The organism is Paenibacillus sp. NFR01, from assembly GCF_900111565.1.
GTDB lineage: Bacteria > Bacillota > Bacilli > Paenibacillales > Paenibacillaceae > Paenibacillus_AQ.
This window is the reverse complement of the sequence record NZ_FOIK01000001.1, coordinates 62,781-88,178: the sequence shown is the minus strand read 5'-3', so window position 1 is coordinate 88,178 and position 25,398 is coordinate 62,781. Positions and strand designations below refer to the sequence as shown.

The window sequence follows — 25,398 nt, the reverse complement described above, 5'->3', positions numbered from 1 at the left end:
TTCGTTTCTGGCAGCAATTCTCAGGCAAGCGGAAGCCTTTTTAAGGGAACCCCCTCTCCATTTTTGATAAATCCTTCGAAATATGTGCGAAATGAAACCGGTTTTTTGGCTGTGAAAAATTGTGCAATTGTTTGTACAAGAGTATTGTATGCTCAAAATATCCATGCTATAATCCAAACCATTATTAGCGGTTCCTGCACTGCGATAGCCTCGGCCTATTCCGGTCCTTTTCCAATACAAAGGCAATGTAACTGATCAGGTACAACCTCGGACAAGCTTTCCCGGAGACGGTTGTGCCTTTTTGTGATGGGCGAAAATTGTGCAATACTGGCATAATAGTTGCGCTACGTGTGCAATCAGAATGTTATTTTCCACATTCAATATTAATTATCAGTTATTCCCAATAATATGCACTCGCAAAGAAGACCGGGAAAAGGGTCCGGCCGCCGCAGAAACCCGCTTTTACTTCAAAAATCACAGAATTCAATCATTAGGAGGTACATATGTTACTTGAAGCTGTTTATCACCGCCCGCGTTTGAACTGGTCTTATGCTTATGATTACCGGACTATCCATCTCCGTCTCCGGGCCAAAAAGGGAGATTTAACCGAGGTTTTCGCCTATGCCGGCGATAAATATGCCTGGGAGGACACCAAAGAGCTGATTCCGATGAAGCTGTTCACCTCCGACGCCATGTTCGATTACTGGGAATGCGAATCGGTGCCGCTGTACCGCCGCCTGAAATACGGATTCCTGCTGCAAAAGGATCATGAACGCGTCTGGATGACGGAAAACGACTTTCAAACGGACCGTCCGGCCAATCCGAACCGGCTGTTCGAGTTCCCGTTCATCAACCCCGTGGATGTGTTTACACCGCCGGCTTGGGTAAAGGATGCGGTATTTTATCAGATTTTCCCCGAACGGTTCGCGAACGGCGACCACAGCTTGGACCCGGAAAATGTGCTGCCGTGGGGCGGAACGCCGCGCCCGGATAATTTCTTCGGCGGAGATCTGCAGGGCGTTATCGACCATCTCGACCATCTGAGCGAGCTGGGCATTACCGGCATTTATTTTACCCCGATCTTCACGGCAACGACGAACCATAAATACGACACCGAAGATTACATGCAGGTTGACCCGCATTTCGGCGATGTGGCTACGCTCAAGAAGCTGGTCGACGCCTGTCACAAGCGCGGCATTCGCGTGCTGCTTGACGCCGTATTCAATCATTCGGGCCGTACGTTCGCGCCGTTCGTCGACGTCCTGGAGAAAGGCGAAGCCTCCCCGTACAAAGACTGGTTCCATGTCCGCGAATTCCCGCTGAAGGTGGAAAACGATATTCCGAACTATGACGCTTTTGCGTTCGAACCGAAAATGCCAAAGCTGAACACGGAACATCCGGAGGTTAAAGCTTATCTCCTGAAAGTGGCCGAATACTGGATCAAGGATGTTGGCATTGACGGCTGGCGCCTCGACGTCGCCAATGAGGTCGACCACGAATTCTGGCGGGACTTCCGCAAGGTGGTTAAACGCGCCAACCCGGAAGCCTATATTCTCGGCGAGATCTGGCATGAATCGGCTCCTTGGCTGGAAGGCGACAAGTTCGACGCGGTTATGAACTATCCGTTCACCGATGCCGTGCTCGATTTCTTCGTGCATGAAACGCTGGATGCGGAAGGTTTCGCCAACGCCATCGGCAAGCAGCTGTCCCGTTATCCGCTGCAGGCGAGCGAAGTAGCCTTCAACCTGCTGGACAGCCATGACACTCCGCGCCTTCTGACCCTGGCCGGCGGCGACAAAAACAAGCTGAAACTCTCTGCCCTGTTCCAGTTCACCTTTATGGGAACGCCGTGCATCTATTACGGGGATGAAATCGGCATGGACGGCGAAGGCGATCCGGGCTGCCGCAAATGCATGGAATGGGATCCGGCTAAGCAGGACCGCGGGCTGTTCGATTACTACCGCACGCTGATCCAAATCCGCGCCGCGCATCCGGCGCTGCGTACCGGCAGCTTCGCATTCCTGGAGGCAGGACGCCAGGGCACCAAGCTGGCCTATGAGCGCGTGCTGGGCGATGACATGCTGATCGTGCTCATCAACACCGAGCAGACCTCCCAGACTTTCCGCCTCGATGTCGAGGAGCGGAACTGGGAAGAGCTCTTCACCGGCCAGGCTTACCGTGCCGAACGCGGCAAGCTATCGGTGAAACTGCCAGCCTTCGGCTACGCGATTCTTAAGGCGAATCTGTAGACGGCATTGAAAGATCTAATAAAATAAGGAGAGTCCCGACGCCATAACCGGCTGCTCGGGACTCTCCTTTTTTTATCTGACCGTATGCTATATTCGCGCTTTCGCTTCAATCGCTGCAACAAACCCGTCCCTGGTTCTGTGGGCTTCGTTGCATTATGCGCAACGGATTTTCCGATTCTGCCCCGTTTCAGCCCCATACGCCGAAATCTGTGGCACAATCTGCAATGGATTCGGAAATGACTGCGTTTCTGAGCGAATCTGCTGTACGAAATGCAACGGAGCAAGTTTTGCGGGGGTTGAAAAGAATAAAAATGACCTCATCTCCACCGATAAGTGACGATGAGGTCATTTGTTTAAGTGCGGGGCACCAGCGACGCGCGGGACGCGCCAACAACGGCATTTCTGCCGTTGTCGCTCATGCTGCGGCCAATCCTATTGCCGCAGCAGCTTATACACGACCTGCGCGCTTTCCGCACGGGTCATCAGCGCCTGCGGCGCAAAAACGTTGCCGGCCCGGCCTTCGACGAGGCCGAGCGCTGCGGCGGCGTTGACATACGCCGCCGCCCAGGCGCTCACGGAAGCCGCGTCGGCAAAGCCGCGACCCGCAGCCGTAATTTCCGGCTGCTTGCCCAGCTTCACGTCCAGCGCGCGGATGACCATCGCGGCCATCTCCTCGCGGGTAATCGCTTCGTTCGGCGCGAAGATGTCCGCGCCGCGTCCGCCCACGATGCCGCTCTTCACGGCCGCGGCCACATACGCGGAGTACCAGGCGTCCGCTTTCACGTCGGCGAACGCGGCTTGCCCTTCCGCCGGCAATCCCAGCGCGCGGACGAGCAGCGCGGCGAATTCCGCGCGGGTGACGTTGCCCGCCGGCTTAAATTCAGCCGCGGTAACGCCGGTGACGATCTGCTTGGCGGCCAGCGATTGGATCGCCTCCGCCGCCCAATGCGCCGCCGGCACATCCTTGAAGGATTTATCGACGACGAGCGCGGCGTATTTGCTGAAATGGCGGACGGTTGCAGTCAGCGTTCCGTCCTTCAGCGTACCGCCCACATAAGTCAGCTCGCCGCTATCGCCGATGTAATAGGCGCCAAGCTTGCTGGCGTTCGGGCTGCCCTGCAGCTTGAACGTCAAGGTCACCGGCTTCGCCAATGCGGAGACCGGAAGCAACGAGCCGTCCTTTTTCACAACGGCCAGCTTGAATTCATAGATGTTGGATACGGCTTGAATGGCCGTCGTGCTGTCCTGCAGCCCGCTCAGCAGCGTGCTTGCTGCACTGGCCGCAAGCGGGTGCGCTTCAAAACGGATTTGGGCGCCCTCTGCGGCTGCGCCGCTCAGACTCGCGCCGATACCGGCAAGCAATTCGCCCGGCAGCGTGACTTCCACGCCGTCCATGCCTAACACCAGTGGACTTACGCCAAGCAGCGTTCCCGCATTCAGCGGCAGCAGGGCTGCACCAGTCTTCAGCTCGACGTAAGCTTTGCCGTCTTTGATATTTTTCAACGTTTCGGCTGTAACCGCTTCTTCAGTTTTAACCGTTTGCGGCTCCGGCGCCGTAACAACGGAAGCCATGCCGGCATAACTCAAAATCACCGTACCGCCATTGTCTCTGCTTGGCAGCTGAAGCTTCAGAATACGGTCCGCCGGAACGATGTACGTATTGCCGCCGTATTCGTCTTTGACGATCGAAAACGCTGCAAAAGGCACCGGAATTTCCGCGGATGCGGCTTCCGTTTTGGTATTGATGACTGTGACTACGTTTACACCTTCGTAAGCTTTGCTGAAGGCAAGATATCCCGTGGCATCCGTGCCCGCCAAGTACGTGCGCGTGCCTTTCGAGAACACTTTGGAGAATTTCGCCCGGATGTTCAGCAGCTTCTGGTAGTGGTCATGCAGCGCCGCTTTGGCAGTCAGCTGACCCCATGGCATATCTTTGCGGTTTTCGCTTAACTTGCCTTGGCTCAGATCGCCTGCAGTTTTGCCCGATTGGCCCAGCTCCTCGCCGTAATAAATGACCGGCTGGCCTTTGGCCGTAATTTGCAGCGCGGCGGCGATTTTGAGCTTGCCTTCGTCCCCGCCCACGTATTCCGAGAGGAAGCCGTCTTCATCATGGCTGCTCAGGAACTGCGCCATCATCCGCGTGTTATCGATCATGGCTTCGCGTTCCTGGAGATAGGCGTTAACGGCGTTGATGCTGCCATTGGTAAAAGCCTGCGCCTTTTTCTTGAAGCCGAAATCCAGCAAGCTGTCCATTTGCCCCGACTGCAGCATGCCGCCGTCGCCGTACACGGTCGCTCCGTAATATTCGCCGACGAGCTTGAAGCTTGGGTCGATGGCGGTCAGCGCATTTTTAAAAGCTTTCCAGGTCGTGCTGTCCACATGCTTCACGGTATCGACACGGAAATAATCGATTGTATCGCCGCGTTCGGTCCGGGCATTGTCCAGCCATCCGGTCTGCCAATCAATAATGGCCTGACGCACTTCCGGTTTCTCCGTCATCAGATCCGGCAGTCCGGCCAATTCGCCTTGGGTCACATTCTGGTCTGTCGACACATTGTCGCTGCGCAGCATGCCGTCAAAGCGCTCCTTGTCCTCCGCCGTAATCGTCGGATAGTTGTCGCTTTCCTTCAAGCCGTAGCCGACATGGTTCAGCACGACGTCGACCATGATTTTGATGCCCCGGTTATGCGCCTCGTCGATCAGTTTCTTGAAGGTCGCCATGTCGCCGAGATGCTCGTCGAGCTGTGTGAAATCCTTGGCCCAATAGCCGTGGTAAGCATATTGCGTGCCGTTGAAATCTGCGCCCTTGTTGAAATCGATATTATCCACGATCGGTGAGATCCACAAGGTGTTGATGCCCAGCTCCTTAAGGTAATCCAGCTTATCGATCATGCCCTTGAAATCCCCGCCGTGATAAGCTTCGAGCTGCGTTTTATCCACATTGCTGTTATTGGTGGCATCTCCGTCGGCGAACCGATCGGTCAGCGCAAAATAAATCCGGGCTTCATCCCAGTCAAAATCAAGCTTGCTGTCCGTGTATACTCTGGATTTCACCGTAACGGTAGCAGCCGTTGTATATTTGTTGCCATACTTATCGATCAAGGTAACCGGAATCTGCTTGCTGCCCGCCGTCACGGAATCCTTCACCGCGATCGTCTGCTGCAGCAGCCCCACATCCAGTGCCGCTTTGGCCGGACCGCCGAGCGGGGTAAGATCCAGATAGCCCTCCCGCAGCGAAAGCGCCTGGTCGGAGGCCACGTTTACCTTCAGGACCGCGTTTTCGTTGGCATTTACCGCCCCCGGATTTACTGCCGCCGAAAGGGATACCGACGTGTCCCGGTTACGGTATTCAAAAGCCGACTTGCCGTCTACCGTATTTTTCGGATCGGCAATTTCGCTCGTTTCGCCGTCTTTTGTAATGATATAAGTGTAGGCGTGCTTGCCTTCGCTCAAATTTTTGAGCGTATACGTATACCATTCGCCCACCGGATCATAAGTCATCGGGTATTCGTGTCCGTCCACTTTGACTTTGATGTCGGTAATCGGTGTAAGGTCTCCGATGCGGAACAGCTCGGGATCTCGGTAAAAGAATTGGGCAGCGCCGTCATTCAGCACCGGTCCGGTAACCCCGGGTTTCATCGCTACATTTCTCACCATACTTGTCACATCGACTTTGATGTATTGCTCACCAGCCGGCAGCGCAATCTCGCGGTCGTCGCTGATATCCTGCAGGGCCGTATTCCAATCCTCGCCCTTGCGGAGCAGGAACCCGAACAACGTTGCGTTCGGCGACAGCTCGATCAACGCGCTTGCCTTGCCGTTCTCGTACTTGGTGAAGTTGATTTTGTCGTTGGTCGCGCCGGTCCCCCATACCCAGAGGTTCCAATCGCCGTAATTTTGGTCCGGACGGGTATAGGTAAGCTCAAGGTACCGCTTGTTGTCCAGCGCCGGGCGCACGACTTTAACCGTAATAGCCTCCGACTTGCCGCCGTAACTGACGGTTATAACCGCCGTCCCGCCTTTAAGCCCTTTAACGACACCAGTGCTCGTAACAGAGGCCACTTCCGGCTTATCGGAAACATAGGCCGCGCTTCCCGTAACGTTGCGCTCGCTGCCTTCCTCATAGATCGCTTTTACTGCCGATTTATGGGTATCGCCTACGGTCAGCGTATAGCTTGACGAATCCAAACTCAGATTTTTAAGTATGTCAGTGGTGGTCGCAACCTTAATGATAACTGCAGTTAGCGGCTTCAACTCGATGGAATGGTTCGTCAATGTAAAACCGCTCTGCTCATTCGCCGGAATTGCCGCCGTTCCCGCCTGGTCGTCGTCGACGACGACTTCGCCGCCGGTTAAATCAACCGGCAAGGACAACGTACGCGAAACGCTGTCGCCGTTTATGAAAGAATAGTAAATCCCTGTGCCGTCGGTTGATCTGCTGCTGTAACCGATGATGAGATCGTTATCATTGACCTCCGGGGAATCGATCAATTTTACGTTCGTATTCACCAGCGTCTGGTCACCGAGACGGAACGCGTCGGTCGATTTACGCAGCTTGATCAGGCCAGCGGTGTAAGCAACCGTCTCCGTTTGCACCGGATATTCAGTAGAATCGGTGGCTTTTGCCCAATCGAAATGGTTGATCGCATCGGAAGAATCATAGGAATCGCTGATAAAATAGCCGAAAGTTTGGCCGTTTATGTCTTTAAAAGCATCGTATTTCTGCTCCGGTATACTGTCGTCTTCCAGCAACTGCTTCGTGCGGCCATACTCCTGCCCCGCCTGTATAAACGCCGTTCCCTGCGAGGTGAACAGCAGCATGTTACCAAGACGAATCCGCTTTTGAATCTCCGTCTCGTTCGTCTTCGGATCTTTTTTGATCGCCTTCGCAATGACGTCATGCAGCGTCAGATTGTCATGCGCCTCGATGTAGTTCACGATATCGCCCGGATCGTCTTCCGTCACGTTGGACGGCTGGGCTTTGATGTTATTCATAATCGTGTCAATGGAACGGGCGCCGCCCGTAATAAAGCGGGTTGTGCCCTCTTCCGGATAGCCGGATTTCAGCTCGTTGCGGAATTCATCGGAGAATACGGCAACGTCGTCCGTCTGGTTCATCCATTTTTGGGTCGCCCCTTTGCCCTCCAGCGCCGGGTCTGCTTTGTTGCCCTTGAACGTGTCCCAGCCTTCGCCGAGGAACAGCGCGTTCGGATTAATCGAAGCTGCGGCATTATAAGCCGCTTGAACCGTTTCCGCCGTGGCATCGCCCATCATATCAAACCGCATGCCGTCGATTCTATACTCGCTGAACCAGTATTTGACCGAATCGACCATCAGCTTCTCTGCCATCAGATGGCTGGTAGCCAGATTGTTGCCGAAATCGCCAAGGAAATTGCCGCTTGCGTCCTGGAACGCATAATAGTTCGGCACGATGTCGTTCAGGAAATCCGCTTTGGCCATATGCGTGTAAACGACGTCCAGAATCACGCCCATGCCCGCGTCATGCACGGCATCGATCAAGCTCTTCAGTTCTTTGATGCGCAGCTCAGGGTCGGCTGGATTCTCTGAATAAGCTCCGTCCGGCGAAAAATAACTTTGCGGATCGTATCCCCAGTTGTATTCATTGTTTTGCGCCGAATAATCGTCTTCTCGGTTTCCGGCTTTCGTCTCATCCCCGTAGTACCAGGCCATGACCGGCAACAGCTGGATATGGGTCACGCCGAGGGATTTGAGATAATCCAGCTTTTTGGCAAACGCCGCATAAGAGCCCCAGCGTTCTCCGTCCAGACTGCTTTCGATGGCGGCATCGGACGTAAAGTCGCGGATATGCACCTCGTAGATGACGGCATCCTCCCGCTTCTCGTACCCGTCGATATCGGCTTTAGAATCCTTAAAATCCTTCGGGTTCGTCTCGTCCAGATCGACGATCGCCGCTTTGCCGACCGTGTCGCCGTCTGCGCCTGCTTCACCTTTTGTATTCACCGTGAATACGGCCATCGACTTGGCGTAAGGATCGAGCACCTTTTTCATGACGCCATTATTGGTCACTTCGTATTGGTAGTAATAGCCCCGAACGTCGGATAATCCTGTTCCGAGGTCGGATGGTGTAACCGTGGCGGACCAGACGCCTTTCTCTCCTTGAGTCAGGTCAATTTCCCCAACCTCGGTATTGGCGTTGGCCTTGTCATAAAACACCGCCGTTACCTTGCTGGCCAGCGGCGCCCACAGCTTCAGCTGCGCCGATTTGCTTGAATCATTATAGGTTGCCCCCAGGTCATCGCCGGTGTAATTGTACAGCGAATCCAGCAGACGCCAGCCGGAGGAAGCCGGTACGGTTTTGCCGTTATAGGTTACCTGGAGCGGAAGCTGATTAAAAGTAAAAGCCGCCGTATCCAGCTCCACCGCCGTCCCCGACCGGATCGTTGCTTTGCTTACCGCAACCGGCTTTTTGTCTTTGTCCGTCACGGTAACGGCACTGCCGAGTCCCGCAGCGGTCAACCCGCTGGTCGTCGTAAACGTAAGCTGCAGCTTGCTCAGCGACAGCGCTTCTGCTTGCGACAAATTCACCGCCATTTCGCCGAAAGGTGAAACGTAGACGTTGGGATCGCCTTGCTTGAGCCATAGCTGATTGTATTTATCCAGCAGCGTGAAGGTTTTATTGTCGCCGTCTTTGTCGCCGGTTGCCGGCTTCATGACGATCAACCCGATTTCTTTGGCCCCGGTTGTCAGCGGAACGTCCACATACAAGCCGTACCGGTCGCGGTTCTCCTTAGGAAAAGGAGTGCCGCCCTTCGGCCATTGTCCGTTGTTCTCGGAAGGTGTGGCTACATTTCCCCATAACCACAGGCCATAACCTTCTTCATCCCCTAGCGTCCTCGTGTAATGAATCCGGACGGTATCTTTTGCAAGATCAACCGGTTCGTAAGGGGTTACGGACTTCAGCCCTTGTTTAAACCAGATTTCATTGGTCTCCGGCGTATTGATCGTAAAAATATTGTCGTTGTCTCCGTCCTTGTTACCCTTTTTATCGATGACGAGAAAAGATAACTTCTGGGCATTCGCTTTCAGCGGAATGTCGACATACGCGCCAAAAGAATCCTTTTGCTCACTGGAGAATGGCGTTGCTCCTGTCGGCCAATTCACGGAATTCGCCGCAGCATCGGCCCATACCCATAGCCCCCAATTGTCGTAATCGCCATCCGCGCGCTGATAATGCAGGCGAATGCTTCCGGCAGGCACCGGCGTAACCTTGCCCGGTTCGGTTGGAACCGTGAAGGTCGCGCTAACCGCATGGCTATCGGCATTCGCGTTGTACTTGAACGTCACCGGCACATCGACCGGCAGCTTCAAGTCCTGCGGACCGGCAGGATAAAGCGCATCTTCTGCGGCACTCGCGCCTGGAACATAAATCTGGTAAGTATAGTCGCCCTTCGGCAGGTTTACTTTCCGTTCGTATATGTTGTCAAAATCGGCATCGGTCAACAGGGTCCCGGCCGCTGACGGCGACGAATCCGCCGGGTCCCCGAGCTCGCTTTGCAGCGTTCCCGTCAGGCGCGGCTCCACCGGCTTATAATACGTCGAATCGGCGATGCGCTTGGTGATGTCGTTGTAGTAGAACGTCACTGCGGTTTCGCCGGTGAGCGTAAATTCGATATTTCCGTCCCCGGTAACACCTGGTTTAGTGTAACGCCCTTTGCCGTAACTCTCCGTCCACTTGCCGTCTATGGCAATCTTGTATTGGTAGCTGCCTTGCGGCAATGTCCCCGTGAACGTATACAAGCCCTCGCCCATATAGGTCATTTTGGTTACCGTGGATGCAACATCCCAGTCCCCGCCTCCCCCGGGCAGCTCCGATTGGAAATCGCCTACTACAGTTGCGGTTCGTGTTTCTTCCTCTGCTGCCGCCTGCCGGGGATAAAACGTAAAGCTTGAGAGTACAAGCGCTGCGATCATCCAGATGGCAAAAGCTTTTTTACCCCGTTTCGCCCACTTCATTCCGTGAATCCTCCCGTCAAAAGATGTAATGGTGCTGCGTCTGCTTTTGGTTCTGATTCTTGAGCGCGGCTGCTCAGGCCGAATTGGAGCTGATTCCGACCTCCTTTTCAAAATAAATCGCCTGCTTTTTACCCTTTTGCATGCGCAAACGTTTGCAAAAATGGGTTAGCCGGCTTCCTTTTTCACACGCAAACAAAGCTGTGCAACTAGCTGTTGCACAAAATTCACACTTGTAAGCGCTTTTATATCTTGGTTAACATACTAATTCCGTAATCTGGAATTTGTCAACCTATTTCTTCAGACCTTATGCCTTTCCTTAGGACTGATTTCTCGCGATTTTTCATCTTATTTCATCCAAGGAAGCGCTTTACGTTTCCTTCCCGTTCCTGAATTTTAAGAATAGTCCTTTGTAAGCGTTTATTTGCATATCGTTTGCATACGTATAACAACGCTTCAACCCCACTATATGCTGCACAATTCAGATTCAGTATGCAATAACAGTGCCGGATCCCCCGAAAATGCCCGCAAAAACCCCGCAAAAAGACTTTATGTATTTACAATTTACGGCTCTTCGATTAATATAACTGTGTAAAGCAAACGGTTCCATAAGGAGGTTTCTATGACAGTTACCATCAAGGATGTGGCCAAGAAAGCGGGAGTTTCTCCCTCCACGGTATCCCGGGTGTTGTCAGGCCATCCCAGAATCAGCCTAGAAACTTCCCGCAAGGTCAAAGTGATCATGGAGGAAATGGGCTATACACCGAACATGATGGCGAAAAGCCTGGTTTCGAAGACGACCAACAGCATTTGCATCATTTTACCGAAACCGGCTGAGGAATTATTCTCCAACCTGTTCTTCATGGAGCTGATCCGCGGGATTGTCACGCAATCCAGCCGTTCAGGCTATGATGTGCTCATTAGCTCGGGGGCGAATGAAAAGGAAGAGCTTGAGGCTGTTTCCCGCCTGCTGAAAGGCCGGCGCGTGGACGGCGTTATTTTGCTGTATTCCCGTAAAGACGATGCGGTCATTGATTTTCTGGAATCGAACGATTACCCCTTTGTTCTGGTTGGACGAAGCGATCGTCATGAGGATATATTGTCGGTCGACAACGATAACGTCATGGCAGCGTATGACGCCACCAATCATTTGATTTCCATGGGCCACGAACGGATCGGCTTTGTCAGCGGACCGTCCAACCTGATCGTTTCGCGCGACCGGCTGGAAGGCTACCGCAAAGCCATGATGAACAGCGGCCTGGAAATGAAGCCGGAATGGATTGTGGAAGGCGAGTTTCTGCAGGACAGCGGCTATCGGGCGATGTCGTTTTTTATGAATCTGCCGAACCGGCCGACGGCGCTTGTCGCGGTGGACGATATGGTCTCCTTCGGCGTACTGCGCGGATTAAACGAGCTGAATTACAAGGTTCCCGAAGATCTGGCGATTGTAAGCTTTAACAACATTCCGCTTTCGGAGCTTTCCAGCCCGCCGATCAGCAGTATCGATATCGGAATTTATCATTTGGGTTATACAGCTTCCCAGGTACTCATTCAGGCGATTCAGCGACCGGACAACCACGACGGTTATACGAACCGTTTTGTCATTCCTCACCGATTGATCGTCAGAGAATCGTCCATGTATGCCCCGAAGAAATAGGATGCCGGTGTACTATGCTGGCTATGGGCCTACATAACCTTGTTTAGGGAATCAAGCAACGAAAGATGGCGAAGTGTTAGGGCAAGAAAATAAATGAAGCTTACCGGCTTCATTTATTTTTTCAACCATTGTTCAAACGTTTGCGCTAATATTCACCTGCTGCGATCCCATTTCTAAGAAGTATATCTTTTAGGAGGTTCACTATGTCCCCAATCAAAGCCTGTCTGTTCGATCTGGACGGAGTGCTGGTCGACACCGCCAAATACCACTTTATCGCCTGGAAAGAGCTCGCCGAAGAGTTGGGCTTCACCTTCACCGAGCATGACAACGAGCGCCTGAAGGGCGTCAGCCGGATGGCATCGCTTGATATTCTGCTGGAGATCGGCGGCTTGACGCTGCCGGAAGAAGAGAAGCTGCGCTTGGCCGAGCAAAAAAACAACCGGTACGTGGAATACATCTCCAAGATGGACGCCTCGGAAATTTTGCCCGGCGCGCTGGAATTTCTGCGGGAATGCCGGGAGAACGGCGTGAAGACCGCGCTCGGCTCGGCCAGCAAAAACGCCATGGCCATTCTCGACAACACCGGGCTTACGCCATATTTTGACGCCATTATCGACGGCAATCATACCAGCGCCGCCAAACCCGATCCCGAGGTGTTCCTGCTCGGCGCCAAAGCACTCGGAATGGACCCGGCCGACTGCGTCGTCTTCGAGGATGCCGAAGCCGGCATTGAAGCCGCAACGCGCGCCGGAATGCGCAGCGTCGGCATCGGTTCGCCGCAAACGCTTGCGGCCGCAAATTTCGTCGTGTCTTCGCTAGCCGAGATCAGCCTGCCAAAACTTGGCGAATCATTGGCCGCCGTTTAACGAACAGTAATACCATGCGGTTATCCGCCTGTGTTCATATGGATTTTCCCAACAAGCATGATTATTTATCCCTATTTAAAGGAGCCGGTAACAGTGAAGCAATATTTGAAGATTGACGAGTGGTGCATCATCGAGGAATCGTTTGATCCGAAATCCCAGGAAATTTCCGAGAGCGTATTCAGCATCGGAAACGGATACATGGGCGGACGGGCCAATTTTGAAGAGCAATACAGCGGGCACAGCCTGCAGGGCAGCTACATGGCCGGCGTCTACTATCCGGACAAAACCCGGGTCGGCTGGTGGAAAAACGGCTATCCCGAATATTTTGCCAAAGTGCTGAACAGCACCAACTGGATCGGCATTGACATCGAAATCGACGGAACACCGCTGGATCTGGCCGCCTGCACCGTCGGCGAATTCCGCCGCGTGCTGAACATGAAGGAAGGCACGCTGTCGCGCAGCTTTACCGCTACCCTTCCGGACGGCAAAACCGTCAAGGTGGACGCAATCCGTTTTGTCAGCCTGAAACGCCGCGAAATCGGCGCGATCCGCTATGCCGTAACGCCGGTGAATTTCGATGGAACGCTGACCGTCACCCCTTACCTCGACGGCGACATCAAGAACAAAGACTCCAACTACGACGAGAAGTTCTGGAACGAAGTCGAGAAACAAGGCGGCACAGACGGCGGGCATCTGACGCTGAAGACGAAAAAGCTTGATTTCCACGTCACTTCGGCATTCGCTTTTGATATCTATGTAAACGGTGCGAAGATGGCTCCGGATGCGGAAGTCATCGAAAACGAAAAATATGTGGCCAGCAAAGTAAGCCTTCCGGTGCGCAGCGGCGAACAAGCGGTGATTTATAAGTATGCTGCCAATGTTACCTCCCGCGATTACGGGCTGGGCCAACTGGTGGAAGCGGCTAATGTTGCGCTGCAAACGGCCAGAGAAGCCGGTTTCGTCGCATTGCTCGATGAACAAGCGGCGGCTTGGGGCGATAAATGGAAGGAAAGCGATATTATCATCGAAGGCGACGTGTCCGCGCAGCAGGGCATCCGCTTTAATATTTTCCAGCTGAACCAGACTTACACGGGCGAAGACGACCGTCTGAACATCGGACCGAAAGGCTTTACCGGCGAAAAATACGGCGGCAGCACGTACTGGGATACCGAGGCGTATTGCGTACCGTTCTATCTCAGCACGGCGGACCCGGCGATTTCCCGCAACCTGCTGATCTACCGCTATAAGCATCTGGAAAAAGCAAAGGAAAATGCCCGTAAGCTTGGCTTCGGTAAAGGCGCGCTTTATCCGATGGTGACGATGAACGGCGAGGAATGCCACAACGAATGGGAAATTACGTTCGAGGAAATTCACCGCAACGGCGCCATCGCCTATGCGATTTACAACTATGTGAACTACACCGGAGACAAAGCCTATCTCGGCCAATACGGCCTGGAAGTGCTGGCGGAAATCTCGCGTTTCTGGGAAGAACGCGTGCACTACGTTGCGCATAAGGACAAATATGTTATGCTCGGCGTAACCGGCCCGAACGAATACGAGAATAACGTCAATAACAACTGGTACACGAACCGCATCGCCGCCTGGACGATGGAATATACGCTTGAAGCGCTGGAATATCTCAAGGCGAATGAAGCTTCGCGTTATGCCGAGCTGCTTGACAAACTTGAGCTGCTGGAGAGCGAAACCGATAAGTGGAAAGAAATCATCGCTAAAATGTACTATCCGCAGGACGAAGAACGCGGCATTTTCTTGCAGCAGGACGGCTTCCTCGATAAAGAGCTGATCCCTGTAAACGAGCTGGCGCCGGAGCACCGGCCGCTGAACCAGAAATGGTCATGGGACCGCATCCTGCGTTCCTGCTACATCAAGCAGGCCGATGTGCTGCAAGGCCTTTATTTCCTGGGTGACCGTTACGATCTGGACGTCAAAAAACGCAATTTCGATTTCTATGAGCCGCTGACCGTTCACGAGTCCTCCCTCTCCCCTTGTATCCATTCGATTCTCGCCTGCGAGCTGGGATATAAGGACAAAGCTTATGAAATGTATCTGCGTACGTCGCGGCTTGACCTCGACAACTACAACAACGATACGGAAGACGGCTGTCATACGACCAGTATGGCGGGAACCTGGATGTCGTTCGTGCACGGCTTCGGCGGCCTGCGCGTACAGAACGACCGGCTCGTGCTGAAACCGCTGAATCCTGGACACTGGAGCTCATATTCTTTCAAAATCAACTTCCGCGGCGCACGCCTGAAGGTGATTGTGACCGACGCTCAGGTGACCGTCGTCAATGAAACCGACGTACCGGCTGCAGTAACCGTGTACGATACGGAATATACGGTGCAAGGACTTGGCAGCATTACCGCCGGCGGTTCTTCCGTCACCGCGTAATATAAGCGACTCCCGGCCCCGAAGCCCTGGCTTCGGGGCCGGTTTGATTAAGGCGCAGGCGCCGAGGCTGATTCATCGGATTTACTTCGCTTGTTACCCCGCGATCCTCTATGCGCTTTGCCTTCGGTCGAGTACACTGATAGAGACGGACAAGTACCGGACCTGTCAGCAATGAGCACGGAATGACAGGATTGCTCCGGACCGCTATGCTACGATGTACTTAAAGGAGATGGCGCGAGTGGAATGGCTGATCCGAATGAAGGATGCCCTGGATTATCTGGAAGCGAACATGACGGAGCCGCTGCGCATTGAGGAAGTGGCTAAAGTGGCGCATGTCTCGCCCTTTCACTTCCAGCGCATGTTCACCATGTTGACCGGCGTCACGGTGGCGGATTATGTCCGCAGACGGCGGCTCACCTTGGCGGCCCAGGAGCTGGCGCTGACCGGGATCAAAGTGCTGGATGCCGCGCTGAAATACGGCTACGATTCCCCGGAATCGTTCGCCAAAGCGTTTCGCAAGGCGCATGGCCATTCCCCTTCGGATGCGCGCAAACCGGGCGTACGGCTGAAAGCGTACCCTCGTCTCTCCTTCCATTTATCTTTGAAGGGAGATCAGGAAATGGAGTACAAAATTGTTGAAAGAGAAGCTTTTACGGTCATCGGCAAAAAGCTGGAGGTAACTACCCGGGACGGGGAGAACTTCCGCAAAATTCCGCAGTTCTGGAATGAGTGCAATGCGGACGGTACGTCCAACAAGCTGTACGAGATCGGCAAAAACGAGGACATTCTCGGCATCTGCATGGACATGAACATGGACAAGGAGATGCTGTCGTATTGGGTCGCCGTGGAAGCGGATGCGGATGCGGACGCTAAAGGTTTTGAAAAAGCACTTGTTCCCGCTTCGACCTTTGCCGTCTTCACTTCCGTCGGACCAATGCCGCATGCGATCCAGCATGTGTGGGAGCGGATCTTCCAGGAATGGTTCCCGGGCACCGGATATCAGCATGCCGGCACAGCCGAATTCGAGCTTTACCCTCCCGGAGACCCGCAAGGCGAAGATTATACGTGCGAAATCTGGATTCCGGTGATGAAAAAGTAAAAAGCGGCGCCGCGCAAACGCCTCAACTAACCGCGAGTCTCCCTATTACTGGGGGGATCGCGGTTTTTGCTATATGACATATATCATTTTTCATTTTGAGAAACGGCTAAGGCTTGGTATAATAAACAATTATTTGGCTATTATCAGGACATGCCATTCGAGATTTGCGAAGGAGAAATTTATGTCGATCGTTAAAGTCTTTTCAGACAGCACTGCCGATCTGCCTCAAGGCTGGAAGGAGAAATATGATATCGGCGTCATTCCGCTTTACGTCGTTTTCGAAGACGGTACATACAGAGATGGCATAGATATCACCCCGGAGGAAGTCTACCGTAAGGTAGCCGCGGCCGGCGCCCTGCCGAAGACGGCGGCGCCGTCGCCGGCAGACTTTATGGCTGCCTTTGATCCGGTGATTGAAAGCGGCGGCGATGTGGTATACATCGGTTTGTCGTCGGCGATATCTTCTACATACCAGAATGCGTTGCTGGCCGCCGGAGAATATCCCGAAGGCCGCGTCCGCGTAGTCGATTCGGAGACGCTTTGCGGCGGCATTGGCCTGCTGGCCGTCAAGGCAGCCAAAGCGGCCTTGTGGGGCGACAGCGCGGCTGACATTGCCGCCATGCTGGAAGCCGGCCGTTCCAAGGTCGAGACCGAGTTTGTCGTCGATACGCTCGATTATTTGTATATGGGCGGCCGCTGCTCGGGGATGACCAATTTCATCGGCAGCCTGCTGAAGATTCGCCCGGTGCTAAGGCTGGTCGACGGCGCGATTATTCCGGTCAACAAAGTGCGCGGCAAAAAGGAGAAGGCCGTCGAGCAAATGCTGCAGCATGCGCTGGAGGATGTCGGCCGCATCGATGACGAGCTGATTATCGTCGCCCATACGCAGGCCGAGGAAGATGCGCTCTTCCTGCAGTCCGCGCTTCGCGCGCATACCGGCGTTGACGACATTGCCATCATTGAAGCCGGCTGCGTCATCGGCAGCCACTGCGGACCGGGAACCGTCGGTCTGATTTACGCAGTAAAATAAAACATGAAAAATGACCCCGGCGTCCACGCTAAAGCGGATTCCGGGGTCATTGTATGTCTGGGCATTACCAGTGCGGTTGTTGTAAAAGAACGGTTTCAGGTGACAGTTCGGCTTCTTCATTGACAAACGGCAGCATAAAGCGGAACACGGATCCACGGTTCTCTTCGCTCTCGACGAAGATGGTACCGCCCATCAGCTCGACCAGTTGCTTGGAAATTGCCAGCCCGAGTCCCGTTCCGCCATATTTGCGGTTGATGAACGGATGCAGCTGGGAGAACGACTGGAACAGCAGGTTCAGCTTGTTGTCCGCAATGCCGACGCCGGTGTCGCGGACGGAAAACTCCAACAAAAATTCCCTGGAGCCGGGCAGCGGAATGTTCTTGACCGATAGAGTCACGCTGCCTCGTTCCGTAAATTTCAGCGCGTTGCCGACCAGATTGACGATGATTTGCCGCAGCCTGCTCGGATCGGTAGAGACGGCTTCCGGCACGCTGGTGTCAGCCCACCAGCGCAGAGCCAGCTTTTTCTCTTCCGCCCGCGGGGTGAACAGCTCGATGATCTCGTCAATCATTTCACGCAGGTCCACGCGTTCGGACTGCAGCGGCATTTTACCGGCCTCCATCTTGCTGAAATCCAGGATGTCGTTCAGAATCTGCAGCAGATTGTAGCTGCTGCTGCGCAGAAGCTCCGCATATCCGCGCTGCTCCTCCTCCAGCTCCGTCTCCAGAAGCAGGTCCGCCATGCCGATCATTCCGTTCATCGGCGTGCGGATTTCATGGCTCATCATCGCCAAGAAATCGGCTTTGGCTTGAGCCGCCTGTTCCGCCGATTCCTTCGCGCGGATAATCTCCCGCTCGTTCGTAATATCGCTGAACGACAGCACGACGCCGCAGATCGTTCCTTTATAGAGCAGCGGCGCAATCGTATAATTGACGAAAAAGCTTGTCCCGTCCTTACGCCAGAAGATGTCGTCGCCCTGGCTGCGGATCATGCCGTCGCCGAGCGTCATCCGGATCGGGCATTCGCCCAGCGGGTACCGCGAGGCATCGCCATGCGGATGGTGAATCCGCTCCATCAGCGGAAGGCCCATCAGCTCGGATGGAACATAGCCCAGCATATCCGCGCCTTCACGGTTAATGAAGATGGTTCTGCCGGACAGGTCGAGACAGAAGATGCCGGCCGAGACGGAATTCAGGATCAGGTTCAGCTTGCGGTCCTCCGCCATTTCGAGTACCAGCTCGGCGTTGTTCTGCTCCGCCTCTTCCCGGCTTTCCGAGGGATTCCGCTCCGTCTCCTCTTCCCCCGATGCGCTCATAAGCGGTCCGGCCGAAGCAGCCAGCACCTCGAACCACCGCCGGAGCGGCGCGGGCAGGCTCTCTTCCCGGTTGTAGCGCACGATGGCGAACACGCCGGCAACGCCTTCGGGCGATTTCAGCGGGATATATGTCACCGCCGCTCCACTGGAGGCCGTGGACATCTCGGAGGTCTCCCGCAGTTCGTAGGTGGAGGTCATTCCGTCGAGCGCCGCAGCGAAATTCCCTTCACCAGGCGCCCCCGGCAGGAGCCGGGCCAGGCTTCCATCCGCCAGCGGAGCATTGCTATCCGCTGTAATGCCAAATGCGCGATTGCTGTCCACATAACGCCCCCTGCGGTCCAGCACAACAATCAGGTCCGGATGATGATCGTACAGCAGCTTATAGGAGCCGTCATCCGCAATCGCCCGGCCCAAAATGGAAGCCCAATCCTTCCTCATAACCCACCTCCACTCGGCTTCAAACCGTCTGCAAACTCGAAAATATTGCTTTCTGATATTATAGCAAAAAACCTTTCAGCGGTCGCCACAAAAACATAAACTTCGCCACGATTTTACAGCACACAAAAAGCGCCGCCCCATGCCGGAAAACGGCTGAAGCAGCGCTTTGCTAAACCTGTATATTGGACTAAGCAATATCCTTGTATTCGATGTTGCGGATCGTCAGGTATGCAATCGCTACACCCACCAGCGCCAATCCGATCGAGACGGCCGCCTGACTGCCCAAACGGAAATCGCCGAATCCGGAAGAGAGCAGGCTGGTCATGATGATGGCGGACACAATCGTCGTGGATACGGATTTTTTCCGCATTCCGAAGTAGATCGGAATCAAGCCGATGCCCGCTGCATAGACGGAATCGTTGAAGCCCCAGAGCAGCTTTTCCGAAATGAATTTAAAGGTCAGTTCGCCCTGGATCACATCCTTGAAGAAGTAATCGATGCCGATCAGGATCGCGCTAATCACCACATCGGAGACAAAGACGGCTGTAAATGTAAACATGCACACGATGAGCAGCTTGGCGGTCATCAGCTTTTTGCGCGGGATCGGGTACATGAACAGAACGGAAATCGTGTTGTTTTTGTATTCGCCGATGACGATTTTACCCAGCAGTACAGCAGCAAAGATCAGGAAGGTTCCCTTTGAAAAAGTAAAGACCGCTCCAATCACGTCCGCGTAGGTGTTAAATTCGCCGTCCCCCGAATCGGTGAAAGTGACCAAAATCATAAATGCCAGGATGATCGCACCGGCAAGCAGCGCGCCTCTAAACAGCTTCGTTTTCATTTTACGCATTTCCAGCGAGATCAGCTTAAGCAACGACGCCACCCCCAATCAGTTCCACAAAATAGTCTTCCAGCGAATGATTTTTCTTGTTCAGGCTTTCCAGCTCCACATTTGCGTCCGCCAGCGCCTTGTTCAATTCCAGCGGCTTGACGCTGTCGTATATCCGGATCGTCCGGGCATCCAGCACCTTGAAATTGCGCAGCCCCAGCACTTGATCCAGTACCAGCGCCGCCCTGCCGCTCTCCGCCGTTACCAGCTCGATGTACTCCATTTCTCTGCCGCGGATGGTATCCATGGCGACTTCCTCCAGCAGAATTCCGTTTTTGATGACGCCGACCGTATCGGCGATCTGTTCGATTTCGCTGAGGATGTGGCTGGAGATCAGCAGCGTAATGCCGTATTCACGGCTAAGCATGCGAAACACGTCGCGCAGCTCCTTGATGCCGAGAGGGTCCAGACCGTTGATCGGTTCGTCCAGGATCAGCAGCTCCGGTTTGGTCATCACTGCACGGGCAATGCCCAGCCGCTGCTTCATGCCCAGGGAGAACTGCTTCACCGGCTTTTTATCCACACCGGTCAGCTTGACCAGTTCCAGCGCTTCACTTATCGCTTTCGGATTATAGTACCCCATGTATTCGCCGTGCAGCTCCAGGTTTTCTTTCGCAGTAAGCCGGTCGTAGAAGACCGGGTATTCGATGATGCAGCCCATGCGCTTCAGCAGCTCATACGAGGTAGGCGTGATCTTTTCGCCGAAGAACTCGATTTCACCTGCCGTCGGCTTCACGAGATTGGTCATCATCTTCATCACCGTCGTTTTGCCCGCACCGTTCGGTCCGAGGAAACCGTAAATTTCGCCTTGCCGTACCTTCATGTTGACATCCCGCACGACTTCCTTGTCCTGGTAGACCTTCGTCAGGTTCCAGGTCTGGATAATATTCGCCATTTCCGCCAGCTCCTTTTGTTTTGCTCACCTATATTCGTTGAACTAGTGTTTTCCATAACGCTCTGTTGTCGCTGCGGTGAATGTTTGGACTTTCGGTCGCTGTTGTCTACAAATTTCTTGAATCATGCTCATCATTGTTGTAGAAATCCGTAGACAAAGGCGATCGCTGTCGCTCCTACAGTTCCAAACTTCACCTTGCTCTTCTCGCTTTCTGAGAATCCATTGTTCAACTCTTATGGTTTTATTGTACACAGCGGAATTTTCTTTTTTCTTACCCGATTCTTACGAAAATCTTAAGCTGTCAATAATGGAGCCGGCGGAAGCTCAATGTAAAAGACGTGCGGGAATATGCTTGGCTTTTCAGGGAGATGCTGCCGTTCATCGCTTCCGTCAGCTTCTTGACGATGGCAAGCCCGAGTCCGCTGCCCTGATAGACCCGGTTACGGGAATCCTCCAGGGTGTATAAACGCTCGAACACTTTGGCCTGCTGGCTTTCGGGAATGCCTTTGCCTTTGTCCCAGACCTCGATTTCGACCTTCTCATCATTTGCCGCAAGCCTTAGCCCAAGCACGCCGCCCCCATCGCCGTAGGCAATCGCATTGGATAACAGGTTGGATAGAATCCGGCCGAGCGCCTCGGCGTTTCCCATGATGTACAGCGGCTCGTCGGGAATGTCAATCTGCACGTCAAAGCCTTTGCCGCCGATCAGGTCATAAAAATCCAAAATGTTACGCCGGCAGACTTCCCCCGCTTCCACGCGCGTCAGCGGAATCTCTTTATCGCCCGATTCCAGCTTCGCGAGATCGAAAAAGCGATTGATCTGCAGGGTGACTTCCTGCGCTTTGCCCTGGATCGTTCGGAGCATCGCCTGCTTGTCCGCTTCAGGCAGCTCTCCTGACTCCAGCAGCGTTTCAATATAACCCAGGATCACGGTCAGCGGGGTCTTCAGGTCGTGGGAAATATTCGCCAGCATGGAGCGCAGCGATCGCTCCAGCCGGTTCCGCTCTACCGTTCCTTTATGATTCGTGTCGAGCAGCAGGTTGACGGCAATCAGCAGCTTCTGCAGTTCCGGATCGTCGCTGAACAGCAGCAACCGCTCATGGGACTGCCGGCCGATAATCTCTTCCAGCTTGGTATGTACGTAAGCCAATTGCTTGGCGCGGCCGCGAAGCCTGAGCTGCTGCCATACGATGACCAGCACAAGGAGCACAATCGGCAGGATATAAAACTCGGTCATGACGGCAGCACATCCCCGAGCTTGTAGCCGATGCCCCACAGCGTTTTGATGTATTCGGGCCGCGACGGATCGTCTTCGATCTTCTCGCGCAGCCGCCGCATGTGGACGTTGATTACATTCTCGTCGCCGTAATATTCGTCTTCCCAGACCTGGCTGTAAATCTGCGCTTTCGTATACACCCGGCCGGGATGGGCGGCAAACAGCTTAAGAATCTGGAACTCTTTGGCCGTCAGCTTCAGTTCCTCCCCCTGCTTGATCGCCGTGTAATTACCCAGATCAACAGTCAGGCCGCGCAGGCGGATCAGCGAATTTTGCCCGTTTACGCCATTCTCCGTAGCCGGTTCCGCCGCCCCGGCAGGAACGGCCGCATACCCCGCCCGGCGGATCGCCGCCTTCACCCGTGCCGCCAGCTCAATCATCGAGAACGGCTTCGTAATATAGTCGTCCGCGCCGAACCCCAGACCGAGCGCTTTGTCCACATCGCTGTCTTTGGCGGACATGATGAGGACGGGAACGAGGCTTTTCGCGCGAATGAGCTGGAGCAGCTCGGTTCCGTTTTTTTTCGGCAGCATCAAATCCAGCAGTACCAATGCATAAACATCCGGCCCTGCGATTAATCGCGCCGCCTCCTCGCCGTCAAATGCCGTATCCAGCTCGTATCCCTCGCGCTCCAGATAGGAACGGACCATTTGGCTGATATCCTTGTCGTCTTCAATCAACAGCAGGCGCTGCGTCATCCCCGGTTCCCCCTAAAAAATCGGCTTGTATGCTTCGTTGTTCCGTACTGTATCGATTATCAATTGTGCAATTTCGGTCATTTGCTGCCCGTCCAGGCCCTTGTCGCAGCCGCCCCAGGCGTAATTCCTTACGGCGCCGTTGATCGTAACCTCGAGCGCATACTTTTCCCCGGAAGAGCTACTGCAGCGGTCCGTCAGCGTTTTGGTCTCCAGATAGTTGGCCAATACCAGCTTGCGGTAAATCTGCTGCATGTCCTGCGGGGACAGCTGAAAATCGGATACTTCGGTCATCGACGCTCCGTGATCCATCACCAGCGTCATGTCCCGGGTATTGATCTCATTCTTGAGCTTCTTGCCGTACTTCAGCACAAATGAGAAGCGATCCTGGGCACTCAGTTCATAATCCACCCGGACGAGCTGAACCTGCTCCGCCTCAATGCCTGTGCAGCCGGTCAGCATGTAAATCTGCTTCGTGTCCGACTCCTGCCGCTCCAGTTGGGTGCAAGTAAAAGACCGGACTTTAGGCGTACCGAAACGATCCAACGTATTGTCGATGGTCACTTTGATACGGCCCGCGGCATATTGCAGCATATCGAAAATGGGATCTCCCTCAATGCTGTAATGTACCACCTTCAGTCGGCCGAGCTTTTTATCCATGAAATCATCCAGCCGCCCCAGATTCCGGGCTGTATCCAGCCGGAGGATCACGTCGTTCTCCTCGTCAATGGTATGATCAAGCTTGGAGTCCGTTTGGCCTGACATAATGTCCTGCCGTTCATACAGCTCCCACCATGGCATTTCCGTATTATAGATAAGAATCAGCCGGTTGTGCCCGGGATCGTTCTTAAGTTCATAGATGATGTCGCCGTTTTGCGTTTCTCCAATACCCCGGCGTTTGAACTTGCCGTCATATTCGCCCTGATCTGCTATCCCCCTATACACATATGTCCCGTATTTCGGACTGGAGAGCTCCCTCTGTTCTATGACCGTAAACGGTTCATAATCCGGGAAAAAGAAATACTTGATCCCCGCGGCGGCGGCCAGAACAATGAGGCCGATGCCTGCGGCGAGCCACCATTTGCGTCCCCTGCGCATTTCGTTTCACCTGCCCGCATGTGGAGTTTATTCCGAAACTTCTTTCCAATTATAACCGATTTCCGGAGCCCGTTCGATGAAAAACGCATGTGCTTCAAACGATGGACCGTGCCGGATGCCGGCTCAAACCCAAAAATACCCCCGCGAGGCGGGGGATCAGCATCAGGTCTAACCGGGTACGTTGCGGGAATTCCGCCAAAAAAAGCCGCGATCCTCTCCCGACCGGAGAACCGCGGCATCTTGCATATTCGTTATCGTCAGTTATCGTCGCTCCGATATTCCAGGAGGTCTCCGGGCTGGCAGTCCAGCGCCTTGCAAATGGCTTCCAGCGTCGATAACCGGACCGCTTTCGCCTTGCCGTTCTTGAGAATCGACAGGTTCGCCATCGTAATGCCCACCCGCTCCGACAGCTCTGTTACGCTCATTTTCCGTTTCGCCAGCATGACGTCAATATTTATGATTATCGCCATTGTCTTCACCTCAGACCGTTAAGTCGTTTTCCGCTTTGATATCGATCGCGTTCTTCAACAGCTTCTGGAGTACGGCGGCGAACACCGCAATGACCAGCGACGCGAAAATAATGACCAGCCCGATCGCCAGAATTCCCGGCGCGTCATCTTTGTCGGCCATCCAATAAAGCACCGGACTCTCCGCGGCGTACAGCAGGCAAATCGCGGCCGCGCACCATTTAATGATCTTCAAGGCCTTTACGGCCGCGTCCGAAAAAGCCATCTGCTTGTCAATGTACCGCAGTAGCCGCAGCGCTTGATAAAGCGCAATATAAAACGGAACCGCCGATACATACATCCCGGCAATGAGGGTATTCAGCCACCAGTCCGGATAATGATCCGCCATTTCCCTCCCGATCATCGGCAGCCCGAAAATGCACAGCGCCAGCACCGCCGCGCCAATAATGATCACCGTCAGCCTTAAAAACAGTGTCGTTCCCCGTTCCATTACAAGTCCTCCCTATCCGGATTATGTTCTGAGAGTAGCATATTATTTATTGTAAATCAATAAATAATTGTTGAAATGTGGTGTGGGGAGGCATTTAAGGCGTTGCTTTTAAGGATACGTCTGGGGGAGGCAATGGTGGGGATGGAACAATAACGCGTTTTTCTCCAAACGGCGCTCAGGTTAGTTTAGCCTTCAATCATCAAGACCCGGAACCCGGTGGGGTCTGGAGGTGAGCGTTGGAACAATTGACGGGGGAAGGCTGGAGGGTGGGCGGAGCGTCGGGACATTGATTGGTGGGGCTGGGCGGTGAAACCCTTGAGCGTGAGACACTGGCGGTGAGTGTCGGAAAAGAGGCGGTAGAATGATGGACGGTAGGGCTGGGTGGTGAGAGTCAGGTGGTGAAGCACTGACACAAGCGCGGCCCCTGTGCTAACGGACCTGAGCGCCCTTATATACGGGAAATACACCCATTTCCCGAAACAACGGACACCAGAGGCGTTATTGCGCTCCAAACGGCATGAAATAAGCCC

At 54.1% G+C, this 25,398-nt stretch carries 15 protein-coding genes; 6 read left to right on the top strand and 9 right to left on the bottom strand.

The genetic code is table 11. The annotated features are described in order from the left end of the window. Positions 1–503 precede the first annotated feature (503 nt). Complete coding sequence (locus tag BMW84_RS00400; protein WP_091063187.1) at positions 504–2,249, top strand: alpha-glycosidase; 1,746 nt, start codon at positions 504–506, stop codon at positions 2,247–2,249. A 432-nt stretch (positions 2,250–2,681) separates the two neighbouring features. On the opposite strand, the gene BMW84_RS00395 is transcribed toward BMW84_RS00400, so the two are convergent. Further along, the gene (locus BMW84_RS00395; RefSeq protein WP_091063185.1) at positions 2,682–10,244 is read right to left on the bottom strand and encodes a pullulanase; all 7,563 of its coding nucleotides are present in this window, start codon (positions 10,242–10,244) and stop codon (positions 2,682–2,684) included. A gap of 619 nt (positions 10,245–10,863) precedes the next feature. Between BMW84_RS00395 and BMW84_RS00390 the strand changes: the two genes are divergently transcribed. From BMW84_RS00390 to BMW84_RS00370, 5 genes are all read left to right on the top strand, one after another. Beyond that, entirely contained in the window at positions 10,864–11,898 is a 1,035-nt protein-coding gene (locus tag BMW84_RS00390; protein ID WP_091063182.1) for a LacI family DNA-binding transcriptional regulator, read from the top strand. A gap of 203 nt (positions 11,899–12,101) precedes the next feature. Continuing rightward, complete coding sequence (gene pgmB, locus BMW84_RS00385; protein ID WP_091063179.1) at positions 12,102–12,764, top strand: beta-phosphoglucomutase; 663 nt, start codon at positions 12,102–12,104, stop codon at positions 12,762–12,764. Positions 12,765–12,857: 93 nt separating this feature from the next. Continuing rightward, positions 12,858–15,176: a glycoside hydrolase family 65 protein gene (locus BMW84_RS00380; protein ID WP_091063177.1), complete on the top strand. Its 2,319-nt coding sequence runs from the start codon at positions 12,858–12,860 to the stop codon at positions 15,174–15,176. Positions 15,177–15,414: 238 nt separating this feature from the next. Continuing rightward, positions 15,415–16,275, top strand: a complete 861-nt coding sequence (locus BMW84_RS00375; RefSeq protein WP_175498623.1) for an AraC family transcriptional regulator — start codon at positions 15,415–15,417, stop codon at positions 16,273–16,275. A gap of 181 nt (positions 16,276–16,456) precedes the next feature. Next, positions 16,457–17,305: a DegV family protein gene (locus tag BMW84_RS00370; protein WP_091063175.1), complete on the top strand. Its 849-nt coding sequence runs from the start codon at positions 16,457–16,459 to the stop codon at positions 17,303–17,305. A gap of 64 nt (positions 17,306–17,369) precedes the next feature. On the opposite strand, the gene BMW84_RS00365 is transcribed toward BMW84_RS00370, so the two are convergent. The 8 genes from BMW84_RS00365 to BMW84_RS00330 form a co-directional block, all read right to left on the bottom strand. After that, a complete protein-coding gene (locus BMW84_RS00365) occupies positions 17,370–19,058 on the bottom strand; it encodes an ATP-binding protein (protein WP_091063173.1) in 1,689 nt (562 codons plus the stop codon). A 187-nt stretch (positions 19,059–19,245) separates the two neighbouring features. Next, entirely contained in the window at positions 19,246–19,941 is a 696-nt protein-coding gene (locus tag BMW84_RS00360) for an ABC transporter permease (RefSeq protein WP_254772820.1), read from the bottom strand. After that, a complete protein-coding gene (locus BMW84_RS00355; protein ID WP_091063168.1) occupies positions 19,925–20,842 on the bottom strand; it encodes an ABC transporter ATP-binding protein in 918 nt (305 codons plus the stop codon). Before BMW84_RS00355 ends, BMW84_RS00360 begins: the two co-directional genes overlap by 17 nt. A 301-nt stretch (positions 20,843–21,143) precedes the next feature. Beyond that, positions 21,144–22,079 carry a sensor histidine kinase gene (locus BMW84_RS00350; protein WP_091063166.1) on the bottom strand — a complete coding sequence of 312 codons (936 nt, stop codon included), beginning with the start codon at positions 22,077–22,079 and terminating at the stop codon, positions 21,144–21,146. Beyond that, positions 22,076–22,816, bottom strand: coding sequence for a response regulator transcription factor (locus BMW84_RS00345; RefSeq protein WP_091063165.1), 741 nt, complete (start codon positions 22,814–22,816; stop codon positions 22,076–22,078). The genes BMW84_RS00350 and BMW84_RS00345 overlap by 4 nt, the downstream gene beginning before the upstream one ends. A 12-nt stretch (positions 22,817–22,828) precedes the next feature. Beyond that, complete coding sequence (locus tag BMW84_RS00340; protein WP_091063162.1) at positions 22,829–23,911, bottom strand: DUF4362 domain-containing protein; 1,083 nt, start codon at positions 23,909–23,911, stop codon at positions 22,829–22,831. Between the two features lie 257 nt (positions 23,912–24,168). Next, the gene (locus BMW84_RS00335; RefSeq protein WP_091063160.1) at positions 24,169–24,381 is read right to left on the bottom strand and encodes a helix-turn-helix domain-containing protein; all 213 of its coding nucleotides are present in this window, start codon (positions 24,379–24,381) and stop codon (positions 24,169–24,171) included. 10 nt (positions 24,382–24,391) lie between these two features. Continuing rightward, entirely contained in the window at positions 24,392–24,868 is a 477-nt protein-coding gene (locus BMW84_RS00330) for a DUF2975 domain-containing protein (protein WP_091063158.1), read from the bottom strand. Positions 24,869–25,398: the final 530 nt, after the last annotated feature.

What these genes read in the sequence shown, in the direction of transcription:
- BMW84_RS00355 (WP_091063168.1), bottom strand. Translation starts at nt 20,842, where the DNA reads ATGGCGAATATTATCCAGACCTGGAACCTGACGAAGGTCTACCAGGAC.
- BMW84_RS00345 (WP_091063165.1), bottom strand. Translation starts at nt 22,816, where the DNA reads ATGACGCAGCGCCTGCTGTTGATTGAAGACGACAAGGATATCAGCCAA.
- BMW84_RS00330 (WP_091063158.1), bottom strand. Translation starts at nt 24,868, where the DNA reads ATGGAACGGGGAACGACACTGTTTTTAAGGCTGACGGTGATCATTATT.
- pgmB (WP_091063179.1), top strand. Translation starts at nt 12,102, where the DNA reads ATGTCCCCAATCAAAGCCTGTCTGTTCGATCTGGACGGAGTGCTGGTC.
- BMW84_RS00400 (WP_091063187.1), top strand. Translation starts at nt 504, where the DNA reads ATGTTACTTGAAGCTGTTTATCACCGCCCGCGTTTGAACTGGTCTTAT.
- BMW84_RS00365 (WP_091063173.1), bottom strand. Translation starts at nt 19,058, where the DNA reads ATGAGGAAGGATTGGGCTTCCATTTTGGGCCGGGCGATTGCGGATGAC.
- BMW84_RS00390 (WP_091063182.1), top strand. Translation starts at nt 10,864, where the DNA reads ATGACAGTTACCATCAAGGATGTGGCCAAGAAAGCGGGAGTTTCTCCC.
- BMW84_RS00370 (WP_091063175.1), top strand. Translation starts at nt 16,457, where the DNA reads ATGTCGATCGTTAAAGTCTTTTCAGACAGCACTGCCGATCTGCCTCAA.
- BMW84_RS00335 (WP_091063160.1), bottom strand. Translation starts at nt 24,381, where the DNA reads ATGGCGATAATCATAAATATTGACGTCATGCTGGCGAAACGGAAAATG.
- BMW84_RS00350 (WP_091063166.1), bottom strand. Translation starts at nt 22,079, where the DNA reads ATGACCGAGTTTTATATCCTGCCGATTGTGCTCCTTGTGCTGGTCATC.
- BMW84_RS00395 (WP_091063185.1), bottom strand. Translation starts at nt 10,244, where the DNA reads ATGAAGTGGGCGAAACGGGGTAAAAAAGCTTTTGCCATCTGGATGATC.
- BMW84_RS00340 (WP_091063162.1), bottom strand. Translation starts at nt 23,911, where the DNA reads ATGCGCAGGGGACGCAAATGGTGGCTCGCCGCAGGCATCGGCCTCATT.